This is a genomic window from Cupriavidus sp. DL-D2 (assembly GCF_039710735.1).
In the GTDB taxonomy this organism is placed as follows: domain Bacteria; phylum Pseudomonadota; class Gammaproteobacteria; order Burkholderiales; family Burkholderiaceae; genus Cupriavidus.
Genome location: NZ_JBDKXK010000030.1, coordinates 69,228 through 83,551 on the forward strand (window position 1 = coordinate 69,228; position 14,324 = coordinate 83,551).

A 14,324-nucleotide genomic window follows, 5' to 3' on the forward strand; every position below is an offset into this window, starting at 1 on the left:
TGGTTGTCGCCCGTCCGGTGCATGCCGCTGCCTGATGGCAATGATGGGCATGACAGGGGGAAGTGCGATGGACAATGCCGCAGACACGCGCGACACCAGGGCGCAGGCGCTCGTCGTCGTCGTGGACGATGACGAGGTCGTGAGGGACTCGCTGACAAGCCTGTTTCGTTCGGTGGACATGAATGTCCGAACATTCATGTCGGCGGATCAGTTGCTGGCATTTCCTCTGCCCGATGTGCCGACCTGCATCATCCTGGACGTGCGCCTGAAGGGCACCAGCGGGCTGGATTTGCAGACGCAGCTGAAGGCCCAGGGCAAGAGCGCGGGCATCATCTTCATCACTGGATTTGGCGATGTCCCGATGACCGTGGCGGCCATGAAGGCGGGCGCCGTCGATTTCATCACCAAGCCATTCCGGGACCAGCAGTTGCTCGATGCGGTCAATGCCGCGCTGGAAGTGGACGGCTCACGGCGGATGGGGCAATCGCTCAGCCACTCCCTGAAGGATCGCTTCGAAGCGATGAGCGAGAGGCAGAAGGAAGTCATGCAACTGGCCGTTGGGGGGCTTCTCAACAAGCAGATCGCGGACCAGCTCAACATCAGCGACGCCACCGTGAAGATCCATCGCCGGGAGGCGATGCGGAAGATGCAGGCGCAGACGTTTGCCGATCTGGTGATCATGGGCCGGGAACTTGGCCTTGCGGCACGGCGCGGTAACGGCAGTTAAACAATGCTCCAGCCAATCGGAGCCAACGGTGGGTGACATGAAACTTGATGAAGTGGAACAGGGTCCAGGTCTGATACTGGTCGTGGATGATGATGAGCCGCTTCGCAAGAGCCTGGACAACCTGCTCAGGTCGGTGGGCTTCGAAGTGGCGCTGTTCGAGTCGGCAACCGAGTTGCTGTCGTTCCGCTTTCCGGACGTACCCACGTGCATCCTGCTCGATGTGCGGTTGCGCGGGCAGAGCGGACTGGACCTGCAGTCCAAGCTGGCGGCGCTCGATGTCGATGCGCCGATCGTCTTCATGACCGGCTTTGGCGACATCGCCATGAGCGTTACGGCGATGAAGGCGGGGGCGCACGATTTCCTGCCGAAACCGATTCGCGACCAGGACTTGCTGGATGCGATCAATGGCTCGCTGGACAAGCATCGCACGATCCGCGCCGGACGGGAAAAGCAGTTGCAGATCGCGGCATGCTACAAGACGCTGACTGCGCGCGAGAGCCAGGTGCTGGGTTATGCGGCAACCGGTCTGCTCAACAAGCAGATTGCCGCTGAACTGGGCATCAGCGAAGTCACCGTGAAGATTCATCGCGGCAACGTGATGAGGAAGATGAACGCCAGGAATTTTGCGGAACTCGTGCTCCAGGCGCAGCAGCTTGGACTGTGCGCGGTGGAACCGAAGTAACGCGCCAAACAGTAAGAACGCAAGCGCGGGAGATGCGGGCATTTCAACGATGCCCGCATCTCCCGCCGTGGCGATACTCAAGCGTTCAGGAACGCCAGCAGCTCCGCATTGATTTCGTCGGCACGCGTGAAGCACATGCCATGCGGCGCACCGGGAATGACCTTGAGCGTCGCATTGGGCGCGATCTTGACCGACAGTCGGCCCGCATCGTCGATCGGCACGATCTGGTCATCGTCGCCATGCAGGATCAGTGTGGGGATCGTCATCTTCTTCAGGTCCTCGGTGTAGTCCACTTCCGAGAATTCCTTCACGCACAGGTAGTGGGCCAGAACGCCGCCCAGCATGCCCTGTGCCCAGAACGTATCGATCGTGCCCTGGCTGACCTTTGCGCCCGGACGGTTGAAGCCAAAGAACGGCAGCGCCAGTTCCTTGTAGAACTGCGAACGGTTGCCGGCCACGCCCGCGCGGATGCCGTCGAACACTTCCAGCGGCAGGCCGCCCGGATTCTTTTCCGTCTTGATCATGATCGGCGGCACCGCGCCGATCAGCACTGCCTTGGCCACGCGTGCGGTGCCGTGGCGACCGATGTAATGCGCCACTTCGCCGCCGCCGGTGGAGTGGCCCACCAGCGTGGCCTCCTTGATGTCGAGCGCGTTCAACACGGCAGCCAGGTCATCGGCGTAGGTATCCATGTCGTTGCCTTGCGCAGGCTGGTCCGAACGGCCGTGGCCGCGACGGTCGTGGGCGATGACGCGGAAGCCCTTCTGCACCAGGAACAGCATCTGGGCGTCCCATGCGTCGGCGTCGAGCGGCCAGCCGTGGGAGAAGACAACCGGGCGGCCAGTGCCCCAGTCCTTGTAGAAGAGACGGGTGCCATCCTGCGTGGTGATGTAGCTCATGATGTGTCCTTGTGTGATGGTGGTGTGGTGGTGTGGTGGTGTGGTGGTGCGGTGGTGACAGACCCCAGAATACGGATTCCATCGGTGGCGTGCTTCCGGCATCGGGAACGGGTTTTCGTTGCGCACGCTCCAGAAGCAAAACGTCCGCCACAGGGGCGGACGTTTCATCGACAGCTCATGCTCGATGCGCGATGTGGAGGCGCGATCAGTTCTTGTCTGGCGGCGTGCCCGGCACCACGGGCCGGCGATCGCGTCGCAGTGAGGCCATCGCCACGTCATCCAGGTCAAGGTGACCCTGCACCAGCGCAGGCGGTGTCAACGCCATCCACTGGTTCAGCGAGATGTCGGTGCAATGCTTGCTGTTGAACACGTTGATCACCCGCATCGTCGTGGTGCCGATGTTCTCGATGTAGTGCCCCATCGTGCGTGGCACGAAGCCCACATCGCCGGCCTGGAAGTTGAACGTGCGTGCCTTCGACGTGGCGTCGAACACCGTCATGCGGGCCTCGCCTTCGAGGTAGTACTGCCACTCGTCGGCATCGGGGTGCCAGTGCAGTTCGCGCAGGCCGCCCGGCTCCAGTTCGATGATGAGCGCCGACAGCGTGGTGGCAGGGAAATCGCGCGAATCGATGGTCTTGACGGAGCCGCCCTCGTAGCGCGCCGGGGCGTGCTCCGATGCATGCCACGTGTAGGCCAGCGCGGGTGGACGGTCGGGCAGTTGCTGCAGCACCACGTCGAGCGGCTCGGGTACTGGCTGGCGGAAGATGTATTTCTCGGATTTGGGAATGTTGGCAAAGTGCTCGGCATCGATGCCGAAGTTCTTCGCCAGCACGCTCGGCGGCGTGTGCGCCATGAACTCGGTGATCAGCAGCGTCTCGTTTTCCGAGAAGTTGCCGTCGTCGAACACCAGCAGGAATTCGCAACCGCCTTCCAGTCCCTGGATCGAGTGCGGGATGCCGGTGGGAATGAGCCATACGTCGCCCGGCTTCAGATCGTCAACCACCACGCTGTAGTCCGAGTCCACCACGGTGAGCCGCACGTTGCCTTGCAGGATGTAGGCCCACTCGGCTTCCTTGTGCCAATGCAGTTCGCGCACCACGCCGGCATCGAGGCGCATGTTCACGCCCGCCATCGACTTGGCGATGGGCAGTTCGCGCACGGTAACTTCGCGCGCCCAGCCGCCATCTTCCAGGCGGTTGTGGGCCATCGCAAACGGGAACTTCAGGTTGGGGATGGACCCGTTGTCGGTGTCCGGCGGCATGAGGATGTCGGGGTTCTGCAGATCCAGTGCGACATTGCGCGGGCCGGGATCGGTGGCGCCTCGGGTGCCCCGGACGGGCTGGACGATCGCGTTGTCGGTGTTACCTGCGTATTCGGCATTATCGGCGTTATCGGCGTTGCTGGCGTTATTGGCCATGATGCGGCTCCTGTATCGATGAAGGGGATCGATCGAACGGCGGGGGCTTGCTGTTTCGTTTCGAATCGCATCCATCGTGAGCCGATGACGCCAGGTGCGGCTTTGGGAATGCCCGCTTATTTCGTCGATGCCGTATCGGTCATCGGGGGCAAATGCAGCGGCGACATGACCGGCAAGGCAAACCGGAAAGCAGTGTGGCCGGCTTCGTCGCGACTGACCCACAGTCGCCCGGCGTGCGCCTCGACAATCAGCTTGCAGACGCTCAGCCCCATGCCGAGTCCTTCCTCCTTGGTGGTGAAAAGCGGCTCGAAGATGCGCTCCGTGGCTTCCGCGCCCAGCCCCTTGCCGGAATCGCGAACGGAAACCTCCACCCAGTCTCCCCGCTGCGCGGAGCAAATGGAAAGCAACCTTGCGTCGGGCGTCAGGCCCGCCATGGCCTCCAGCCCATTCACCACCAGGTTGCCGATCAACTGCTGGAGCTGCAGCTTGTCGCCGACGATCTGCGGAAGCTGTGCGGCGAGGTCGAGCTGGATGCGGACTTTCGACCGCACGGCATCGGGCTGGAAGATCTGGACCGTGGTTTTCACGAGGGCATTCAGGTCCAGCGGCTCCGTTCTCTCCGCGTGCTTCTTCAAGAGGGGGAGGATGCCCAGGATGATGGCGCCGGCGCGGTGGCCTTCCAGCACCAGACGCTCGATGGAGTCGCGCGCTTCATCGACATTGGGCGTTTCCTTGTTCAGCCAGCGGATGGCCGCGCTGCCATACGCCACGATGGCCATGAGCGGCTGGTTGATCTCGTGCGCGATCGACCCTGCGAGCGCGGTCAGTGCGGTGACCTTGGAGACGTGGGCAAGTTCGGCCCGGGCGTTTTCAAGATCCTCTTCCGCTCGCCTTCTTTCCGAAAGGTCCAGCACGAAGGTCACGCGTTGCAGCGATTCCTCATCGAGACGCGTAGCGGTCACCAGCACCGGCGCGCGGCTGCCATCGCGGCGGAAGAACTCGCGTTCCAGGGGGGGAAGCACGCCACCGCCGCTGAACTGTGCTTCCCGATTGCGAATGACCGGCTTCCATTCCTCGGGCGTCAAGGCATCCAGCGAAGCCGGCAGCGAACTCTCATGGCCAGCATAGCCGACGATCTTCATGAAGGCTTCGTTGGCTTCCAGAATCCTGCCGCCGCGCTCCCAGACGACGATGCCGAGAATGTTGGTGTTGAGCACCTCGCGGACATGCGATTGCCGCGCTGCCGCCTCGTGGACCCGGGCATTGTGCAGCGACGTGGCAGCGAGCGAGGCGAGGAAACGGAATTCGGCTTGCTCCGCCGGTGTCAGTGCGTTGGGTCGATCGACAAACACAATCGCCACGACATTGCCGGCGGTTTCGGCAGGCAGGCAAACCACCGAGGAATTGGTGGGAACAGCCACCTGCGGCGAGCCTTGCGTGGTCTGGAGGACGTCGCTTGCCAAGGCCAGCGGGAGGCGGTCGGCCCCAATGGGGAGCCGCTCCGGTCCGTTTGCCGACAAGATGCGGGCTTCCGGCAGGAAATGTCCGCCAACGGGGTCGCAGAAGAACATGCCCACTTGCCGTGCCCGAAACCGTTGCATGGCGGCCAGCAGAAAGGATCGCACGACCCCTTCCACGTTCAGGTTGGACCCAATTGCATGGGTCCAGGCGATGGTCGCCTCCAGATCCAGATTTTCCATCTTCGGGCTGACAGGGTGTAAGGGGACTACACGACGGGGGCTACACGAGGGAACGACAACGGGACCCGCAACTATACCTGCGAGCTTGGGCCTATGGGACTACGACCTTTGTCGTAGTGGCACGCTGCCACACACGGCGCGAAGTCGTTCGCATACGAAAACCGTCGGGCGGACGAGCCAACCCGGCTTCGGCGGGTCGATAACAATGAGGCGACGGACGCGGCGTTGCGCGACACACGCCACGCGTCGTCATTCCACTCGCACCGCCTCATGAAGGAGCTTCCCATGGCGCTACCAGCCGCATGTCTCAAGCAAGGGGAGCAGGCGCCCGATTTCCGCCTGCATGCCACGCCCGACCAGACGGTGTCGCTGCATGAGCTACGGGGCCGCCCCGTCGTGATCGCTTTCTATCCGGCGGACTGGAGTCCGGTCTGTGGCGATGAAATGAGCCTGTTCAATGCGGCCCGCCATGAGATTGCGTCCCATGGCGCCGTGCTGCTTGGCATCTCGGTAGACAGCGTATGGAGTCACGTCGCTTTCGCCGACCAGAAAAAACTGCACTTCCCGCTGCTGGCCGATTTCGAGCCGAAGGGTGGCGTGGCGCGAGCTTTTGGCGTCTATCGCGAGACGGATGGCACATCGGAACGCGCCCTGTTCGTGATCGACGGCGACGGCATGATTCGCTGGAGCTATGTGTCGCCGCTGGCGATCAATCCCGGCGTCGATGGGGTGCTCGCCGCCCTCGGTCAATTGCAATCGGATACGCAGACACTGGACAAGGAGTTGTCATGACCCGCCTCACGGTTCCCGTCGGTCCCGCCGACCACATCCAGGGTGCAGCGGATGCGCCCATCGTCATGGTCGAGTATGGCGATTTCGAATGCCCGTACTGCGGGCGCATGTATCTCGTCATCAAGAATCTGCAGCAGGCGCTAGGGCCCCGCCTGGCGGTAGTCTTCCGGCATTTTCCGCTTGTGGACATGCATCCGCATGCCGGTGCCGCGGCGCTGGTGAGCGAGGCGGCGGGGCAGGCTGGCAAGTTCTGGGCGATGCACGACCGGCTCTACGAGAACCAGTCCGCACTGGAAGACGAGGATCTGCTGCGCTATGCGCGCGACCTGGGCGTGCCCGACGCCCTGACGCAGCGGGCATTCGCCGGCGACTTCGAGAGCAAGGTGGAAGCCGATTTCCGTGGCGGCATGCACAGCGGCGTCAATGGCACCCCTACGCTGTTCCTGAATGGCACACGATATGACGGGGAACCGGACACCGCATCGCTGCTGAACGCGATGAAGCGGTTGCTGCGATAGGCAAAGAGAAGCATCTGTCAGCTATTTGCCGCTTCGCGGATGGCAGGCAGATGCATCGTGATCGTGGTGTGGCCGGGCTGGCTCGTTGCATGGATGTTGCCGCCGTGGGCCTCCGCGATCAGCCGGCAGATGGCCAGTCCCACTCCCATGCCGTCCGCCCGCGTACTGAAGAAGGGCGTGAAGACGCGTTCCAGATCCGCCGGTACGATGCCTTTGCCGTTGTCGGTGATCGCGATGACCACCTGGCAGACGCCATGCCGCCGCGCCGACAGCCGCAGCGCGGCCGTGCCTTGCGGGCAATGGCGCACGGCGTCCATGGCATTGAGCAGCAGGTTCAGCACGACCTGCTGGATCTGGACACGATCTCCCTGGATCAGGGGCAAGCCGGCCTCGATGTCGATCTCGGTGGCGATGTTGGCCTCCTGGAGCGCCGCTTCGATCAGGGGCAGGACATCGGCAATGGCCGTGCCGATGGCAAACGGCTGGCTGGAAGCGGGTTCGCAACGCATCAGTGCGCGCAGGCTGCGTATCACGCGTTCGGCGCGTTCGGACTCTCCCTGGATACGGCGCACCCCTTCGTCGATCTCCGCCAGATTCGGGATCTCGCGGTGCATCCAGCGCTGGATCGCATACGTTTCCACCTGGATCGTGGTCAGCGGCTGGCGGATTTCATGGGCGATGGATGCGGCCAGCGTGCCGAGCGTGGACACGCGCGACAGGTGGACGAGATGGGATTCCCAATGCCGCATGGTATGCAGGGCGTCAGCATTGCCACAGGATGCGGCTTCGGCCGCCAGGATGCGCTGCTCGAATGCCTGCGCCATGTCGCGCACCAGTTGAACCGCCTCCGAGGTGGGCGAAGGGGCATCACGGCGCGCGGCGGGGTAAGAGTGTTCGGCGGCGATCATGCGGCAAGTCCTTTGAATCCAGTGGCATGCTGGACTTTACGAGCCGATGCCGCCAGTGGATAGAACCGCTGTGCCGCTTTTGTACAAACGTGTGCTTGGTCCCCGCAATGTGCCGCACGCGAGGTGCCATTGACGGGTCAATCTCGCGTCAATGTCGCTTCTGTCGGCGCCATTCGCGCGGATTGGCACCGACCACCCGGCCGAAGGTCCGTGTGAAATGGCTCTGATCGGCAAAGCCGCACAGTTGGGCGATTTCGCCAAGCGGCAATTGGGTGTGGTGCAGGTAGTGCTGCGCGCGTTCGATCCGCTGCAACACCATCCAGCGATGCGGCGGCATGCCCACGCTCGTACGAAAGGCTTTGGCGAAGTGCGCACGCGAGACGCCGCAGGCTTCCGCCAGGGTTTCCAGCAGGACTTCACCGTCGAGGTGCGCCATGATCAGTGCCTTGGCGCGTTCCTCCTGCCACGGGGCCAGCCCGGCCTGCACGCGGCGCGATGGCACTTGCACGCCGCTGTAGTGCTGCACAAGATGAGCGCGCAGCGCCAGCGCCATGTGGTCGACGAACAACGCCGAGGCGTGGTCGGGATGCGCCAGCGCGGGAAGCAGCGCCAGGCTCAGGTGGTGGACCACGGGGTCGGCCACGGCAAGATGCGGCGGGCAATGCAGGTGTTGCACGGCGCGGATACCCAGATCCTTGGCGGTTTCGGTCAGTGCGGCCTGTGGGATATAGAACTGCATGCAGTCATACTCGCCGATCAGGTTGGCCGACCAGTTGCGCTCAAGGTCGTAGATGGCCAGCCAGCCCGCGCCATAAGGTACGTGCGGCGCGGGTTTGCCCGCGAGCCACAGTTCCTGCTCTCCGAACGGCTGCAGTTGAAGAATGACGAGGTAAGCGGATTCCCGTTCGTACGGGTCCGTCAAGCCGGAGTGGCGCCGGTTGGTGTTGACGCGGGTGATACCGACTGGCGAGTACGGCAGGGCACGGCTGACGATCGTCTGCGTGACGTCGGCGTGCATGTGCTCGGAGTATTGCCAGGTGGTGTCGGTGTCGGCCATGATGATATCGAGGCCCGACGCTGGGAGAAACAGGGGCGTGGCAGTCGGGCGCTAACAGCCGGCATTTAAGCACAGAAGCGCGCGGCTGCCACGATCGGGGGCGGCGGACATCGCCCCCGGTGCCTGTCAGACCTTGCTCTCGACCCACAGGACGCGTTGCTTGACCCACGACTTCACCTTGCTGGCGAAGTTCTGCTTCGGCGTCTTCTTGCACTCGTCTACGAGCTTGTCCACGATCTGCGGTTCATCCACCACGATCTCGTCGTTCTCGCGAACGCCGTGCTTGTCGACACTGGCTACCCAGTAGACAACTGCCGGCTTGTAGGCTTCGCTCACCGACAGGAAGTCCTCGCAGGACATCTTGAACGGCTTCACGGTTTTTGCGTCGGTCTTTGCATCGCTAGTGGCTGCGGAGGAGATCAGGGGTACGGCGAGGAATGCCAGCGCTACGGAAAGGGTGGACAGTTTCATGATCGCTCCAGATTGGTGTGTGATTGCCATGACAGGGTCATCACGGTCGAGAGCGATGGTAGGGAAGTTCTTTGAGAGGCCCTTTCAAGGATGCACTATCGATTCCGGAAAGACGGAATGGCAAGGGTGTAGACGGTGGGGCGCCTTGGGGCCGGCCCTGGGAGTTGAAATCAGACTCCCAGGGCCACCGCACACACCAACCATCAGGCCGGCTGCCCAAGCAACTCCATCTTGCGGGATTCAAGCTGCGTGGCAACGTCGCGCAAGTCGATCTTTGCCTTGATCACCGCAGGAAAGAGTTCGCCTTCCTCTTCTTCCACATGGTGTCCCACGTATTCCGTCAACACCTTGTAGTTGGCCTCCAGCATCTCCGCGTCATCCTGCTCGATGGCGGCGATCAGGTCCTTGGCAACGCCATGTTCGACCTTGGCTTCATCGAGCATGTCGTCGAGCTTGTCTGAGGCGCCGCGCAGGGCGGGATAGAAAATCTCCTCCTCGATCTGCGCGTGGACTGTCAGTTGCTGGCAGGTTTCCTGGGCGATGGATCGCTTCTCGGCCAGGCCGGATGCCGCTTCGAACTGCTTGAACAGTTTCTTGACGGCGCGATGGTCGTCCATCAGCAGGCCGATGGCCTGGCGTTGTTCGACTGGTACTTTTGACTTGTCCATGTCGGTTCTCCGTGGGGAATTTGCATCAAGTACGCTGCTTGCCGTGTCCGCCATGGGATGGGGATCGAAGGCATGCGAGCGACGCAAATTCCATACCTTTGCCAATGGCGCGAAAAAGGCGGAGCATGAGGGCATGGCGGACGGGTGCTGCCCGTCCGGTTCGCGGCATACCCACGCCCGCATGTGATCTGGAATAGGCTAGAATCCGCCGCGCATCCTGGCGTTTGGCGTGGTGGCGCTCCGTGCTTCCGGAGGGAATGTCTCTCGTCATCGCCAATCAGGCAGCAGAACGTATCGCGCGGCGCCGTACTGCGCCGCAGAGGGCTCGGAGACATCATGGCAATAGCCAGCAGCAGCGCAATCGGTCGCAAACATTCCGGCCCTGACTTTCCGGTGGTCGGGATTGGCGCCTCCGCTGGGGGCGTGCCGGCGCTTCTGCAACTGTTCGAGTCCACGCCCTCGTCCACGGGCGCGGCGTTCGTGGTGGTGTTGCATCTGTCGCCGGATCACACGAGCCACGCGCACGACGTCATCCAGAACGTCACCAATCTGCGCGTGCGTCAGGTGGCCCATTCGGTGCCGCTGGAAAAGGAAAACGTCTACGTCATTCCCCCTGGCAAGCTGCTCTCGATGGTGGACGGGTATCTGCGCCTGACCGATCCCGAACCGCCACGTCTGCCGCCCACCAGCATCGACGTGTTCTTTCGGAGCCTGGCCGATGCCCATGGGGACCGAGCGGTAGCCGTCCTGCTGTCCGGCTCCGGCGCCGATGGGTCCGTTGGCATCGCGCGGGTGCGCGAGCGGGGCGGCATCACCATCGCCCAGGACCCCGCCGAAGCCGAGTACGCTGAAATGCCGCGCAATGCCATCGCCACGGGGGATGTGGATCTGGTGTTGCCGGTCATGGAGATCGTGCCGCGCCTGCTGGAACTGGCGAGAAATGCCGCCGCCATCGATTTGCCTTCGCCGTCCGACGCTGCGGACGACGACACCGAAGAGTCCCAGTTGTCGCCCTCGTCGGACAAGGCGGTGGACGACATCCTCGATACGCTGCGGTCGCGCACCCGTCACGATTTCTCGAACTACAAGCGCGGGACGATCCTGCGGCGGATTGAGCGCCGCATGCAGGTCAACGGGCAGCAGACGGTGCAGGAGTATCGGCAGTACCTCGTCGCGATGCCCGAGGAAACCTCGAAGCTGCTGGCCGACTTGCTGATTGGGGTGACGAACTTCTTCCGAGATGCGGAAGCCTTCGACGCGCTGGAGGACACCCTGCGCAAGGAGCTGCTGCGCAGGCTCCACGACCGGGAAGAGATACGCGCCTGGGTGCCCGCCTGCGCCACCGGGGAGGAGGCCTTCTCCGTCGCCATCATCCTGGACGAATTCGCACGACGCCTGCCCCATCGGCCGCGCATCACGGTCTATGCCAGCGATGTGGACGAGCATGCCATCGCCATCGCACGCGCCGCCAGCTATCCGGCCGCGATTGCCAACGACATTCCGGAGGCGCGGCTGGCACAGTATTTCAACAAGGAAGGCGACCGCTATCGCCTGGTGAAGTCGCTGCGCGACACGGTGATTTTCGCGGCGCACAACCTGCTGCACGATCCCCCTTTCTCGCGCGTCGATCTCGTGTCGTGCCGCAATCTGCTGATCTACCTGGACCGCCGCGCGCAGACCCAGGTCCTGGAGGCGTTTCATTTTTCGCTGCGGCCCAACGGCCTGCTGTTCCTCGGCACGGCGGAATCCGCGGATTTCGCCCAGGAGCTTTTCACCCCGGTGCTCAAGCACAAGCGCATCTATCGGGCGCAACCCGGCGCGGTGAGCTCGGGGCTGGCCACGTATGCCAGCCTGCAGGCGCATACCTATTCCGGGGGCGGCCAAACGTATTTCTCCATGCCAATCGATGTGAAACAGATGGCTGCCACGCCGCCGGGCCAGGCGCGATCGCTGGAACTGTTCGGGCCACCCATCATCGTGATCCACACGGACGGCACCATCGTTCACCGGTCGGCCAATGCCATCCGGCTGACGGCCGATCCGCAGCATGCGCGGGCGGTTAACCTCTTCGACATCATCCGGGAAGATGCGCACGCCCGAATCCGCGCGGCCATCCGGCATTGCACCGGCGTGCGGGGGCGGCGCGACGAGAGCGCTGTGCCCATGGCCACGGCGTCCGGCGAGGCGATGGTCGACCTGTCATTCCGCGTCTACCGCGATCGGGCGCGGGACGAAGACCTGATCTCGATTACCTGCGACATCCTGACGCCGCTGCCCGAGGGCGAATCGGCGGCCGAGGACCCAGCAGGCGAGGAGACCATGGATACCCTGCGGCAGGCACTCGATGGCAGCGAGGCTCGCCTGCGCACGTCGCTGGAGGATGTGCAGAACTCCACGGAAGAGCTCCGCGCGTCGAACGAAGAGCTGCAGGCGATGAACGAGGAGTTGCGCTCCGCCACCGAGGAACTGGAAGCGAGCCGCGAGGAACTGCAATCGCTCAACGAGGAGCTTGTGACCGTCAACTCCGAGTTGCTCGCCAAGGTGCAGGAAGCCGCCCGCGTCAGCGACGACTTGCAGAACCTGATTGCACTAGTGGGCGTGGCAACGGTGTTCGTCGACCGTACGCTCAACATCAAGCGCAATACGTCGCCGGCGGAGACGCTGTTCAACATCCTGCCCGGAGACCGTGGCCGGCCGCTGCAGCATCTGACGCACCGGCTCGATTACCCCGACATGGTCGAGGACCTGCGGGCCGCGTTCGAATCCCTCAAGAAAGCCGAGAAGGAAGTGCGCAGCAAGGATGGCCGGACCTTCCTCGCCCGCGTCATTCCGTACCGCACCGATGACGACCGCATCGACGGCGCGGTGCTGGCGCTGATCGACATTTCCGAGCAGAAGGCCGCGCAGAATGCCGCGCGCGTCAGTGAGGAAAAATTGAAGCTGGCCGCGCAGGAGACGCACGACTTCGCCATCATCCTGCTGGACGATCAGGGCATGATCGTGAGCTGGAACGTGGGTGCCACGCGCATCTTCGGGTTCCGCTCCGAAGAGATGCTGGGCAAGCCGCTCGATGCCATCTTCACGGCCGAGGATGTCGCGGCGGACATGCCGTTGCACGAACGGAACAAGGCGCGGACCAACGGGCGCGCCGAAGACGAACGCTGGCACGCCACCAAGAGTGGCGAGCCGGTGTTCTGCAGCGGCTTCCTGAGCCGCATCGACGTACCGGGCTTCTCCGGTTTCACGAAGATCGTCCACGACGCCACCCGGCGCAAGCTGATGGAAGGGCAGAAGGACATGGTGCTGGCGCAGGAGCGCGCCGACCACTCCGAAGTTCGCAAGCTCAGTCGCCTGAAGGACGAGTTCATCGCGATCCTGTCGCACGAACTCAAGAACCCGCTGAACCTGATTCATATGAAGGCGGAAATGCTGGCCCGCATTCCGGAGGCGCAGCATATCCGGCGTGTGCAGGAGGTGTCGGACTCGATCCAGAAATCCGTGCTGACCCAGGCGCAGATCATCGACGACCTGCTGGATTTCTCGCGCATCCAGACCGGCAAGCTCACGCTGCGCTTTGCACCCATCGATATGCGAGGCGTCGTGCAGGCCATCGTGGAAGCCGTGCAGGCGGATTTCACCCGGGCGGGCATCGTACTGGAAGTCGATGCACCACCCGAGCCATTCATCATCCACGGCGACCGCGTCCGGCTCGAACAGATCACGTGGAACCTGGTCACCAATGCGTTGAAGTTCACGCCGGCTGGCGGCAAGGTGGTCATCCGGCTGCAGCGTACGGCCGTGGCGATCAGCCTGGAGGTTATCGATACCGGCGTGGGTATCGCCAGTGAATCGCTCGGCACCGTCTTCGACATGTTCCAGCAGGCGCGCGACGTGACCTCACGTGCGCGGACCCATGGTCTCGGCATTGGCCTGTCGCTGGTACGTCAGCTTGCGGAACTGCATGGCGGACGCGCCGAGGTATTCTCGGATGGCAGAGGGCAGGGGACGCGCTTCGCGGTATGGCTGCCTACGGACGCGTCCTTCGCCCATCGACAGGCAGGCGACAGGCCGGCCGACCTTTCCCTGTTCGCCAACCTGCGTGTCTTGCTGGTGGAGGATCACGAGGACTCGTTGCAGGCGATGTCGGACCTGTTTGCGCTGTACGAAGCGCGCGTCACGGGTGTGCCCAACGCCACCCAGGCGGAGAAAATCGCGAACGAATCGGTTTTCGATCTGGTGGTCACGGACGTGGATCTGCCCGACATGGACGGCTATTCGCTTGTCAGGCAATTGCGACGGCTCCCCCGTTGTGCTGACATTCCGATAGTTGCGGTCACCGGCCGACCCGTGCCGCAGGAAGAACCCCTGGCGCGGGAGGCAGGCTGCGATGCCTGCCTGGCCAAGCCGTTCAACCTGCAGGCACTTGCCGAAGTCATCGTCCGGCGGCGGGGGGCAGGGAAGTCGCGATGAGCTGGGGGGCGGGGC

At 63.3% G+C, this 14,324-nt stretch carries 12 protein-coding genes; 5 read left to right on the forward strand and 7 right to left on the reverse strand.

Annotated features, from left to right (window positions below):
- Positions 1-67: 67 nt before the first annotated feature.
- Positions 68-727, forward strand: a complete 660-nt coding sequence (locus tag ABDB81_RS17300) for a response regulator (protein ID WP_237380125.1) — start codon at positions 68-70, stop codon at positions 725-727.
- 37 nt (positions 728-764) lie between these two features.
- Positions 765-1,409, forward strand: coding sequence for a response regulator (locus ABDB81_RS17305; RefSeq protein WP_137924855.1), 645 nt, complete (start codon positions 765-767; stop codon positions 1,407-1,409).
- 77 nt (positions 1,410-1,486) lie between these two features.
- Here the strand turns inward: ABDB81_RS17305 and ABDB81_RS17310 are convergent, their stop codons facing one another.
- The 3 genes from ABDB81_RS17310 to ABDB81_RS17320 all read right to left on the reverse strand — a co-directional run bounded on the left by ABDB81_RS17310 (position 1,487) and on the right by ABDB81_RS17320 (position 5,425).
- Complete coding sequence (locus ABDB81_RS17310) at positions 1,487-2,308, reverse strand: alpha/beta hydrolase (RefSeq protein ID WP_137924854.1); 822 nt, start codon at positions 2,306-2,308, stop codon at positions 1,487-1,489.
- Between the two features lie 205 nt (positions 2,309-2,513).
- Positions 2,514-3,725, reverse strand: coding sequence for a cupin domain-containing protein (locus ABDB81_RS17315; RefSeq protein WP_160472649.1), 1,212 nt, complete (start codon positions 3,723-3,725; stop codon positions 2,514-2,516).
- Between the two features lie 116 nt (positions 3,726-3,841).
- Complete coding sequence (locus ABDB81_RS17320; protein ID WP_346812385.1) at positions 3,842-5,425, reverse strand: ATP-binding protein; 1,584 nt, start codon at positions 5,423-5,425, stop codon at positions 3,842-3,844.
- 285 nt (positions 5,426-5,710) lie between these two features.
- Between ABDB81_RS17320 and ABDB81_RS17325 the strand changes: the two genes are divergently transcribed.
- Together ABDB81_RS17325 and ABDB81_RS17330 are read left to right on the forward strand one after the other, a co-directional pair.
- The gene (locus tag ABDB81_RS17325; RefSeq protein ID WP_346812386.1) at positions 5,711-6,217 is read left to right on the forward strand and encodes a redoxin domain-containing protein; all 507 of its coding nucleotides are present in this window, start codon (positions 5,711-5,713) and stop codon (positions 6,215-6,217) included.
- Positions 6,214-6,735: a DsbA family protein gene (locus tag ABDB81_RS17330; RefSeq protein WP_137924850.1), complete on the forward strand. Its 522-nt coding sequence runs from the start codon at positions 6,214-6,216 to the stop codon at positions 6,733-6,735. Before ABDB81_RS17325 ends, ABDB81_RS17330 begins: the two co-directional genes overlap by 4 nt.
- A 17-nt stretch (positions 6,736-6,752) precedes the next feature.
- Here ABDB81_RS17330 and ABDB81_RS17335 read toward each other — a convergent pair whose 3' ends face one another.
- From ABDB81_RS17335 to ABDB81_RS17350, 4 genes are all read right to left on the reverse strand, one after another.
- A complete protein-coding gene (locus tag ABDB81_RS17335; protein ID WP_160472646.1) occupies positions 6,753-7,643 on the reverse strand; it encodes an ATP-binding protein in 891 nt (296 codons plus the stop codon).
- 148 nt (positions 7,644-7,791) lie between these two features.
- Positions 7,792-8,700, reverse strand: coding sequence for an AraC family transcriptional regulator (locus ABDB81_RS17340; protein WP_160472645.1), 909 nt, complete (start codon positions 8,698-8,700; stop codon positions 7,792-7,794).
- Between the two features lie 126 nt (positions 8,701-8,826).
- Positions 8,827-9,171 (reverse strand): HdeA/HdeB family chaperone, encoded by a 345-nt coding sequence (locus ABDB81_RS17345; protein WP_160472644.1) that lies wholly within the window; start codon positions 9,169-9,171, stop codon positions 8,827-8,829.
- A gap of 203 nt (positions 9,172-9,374) precedes the next feature.
- Complete coding sequence (locus tag ABDB81_RS17350; protein ID WP_137924846.1) at positions 9,375-9,839, reverse strand: hemerythrin domain-containing protein; 465 nt, start codon at positions 9,837-9,839, stop codon at positions 9,375-9,377.
- A gap of 336 nt (positions 9,840-10,175) precedes the next feature.
- On the opposite strand from ABDB81_RS17350, the gene ABDB81_RS17355 reads away from it, so the two are divergent.
- A complete protein-coding gene (locus ABDB81_RS17355; protein WP_346812390.1) occupies positions 10,176-14,309 on the forward strand; it encodes a chemotaxis protein CheB in 4,134 nt (1,377 codons plus the stop codon).
- Positions 14,310-14,324 lie beyond the last annotated feature (15 nt).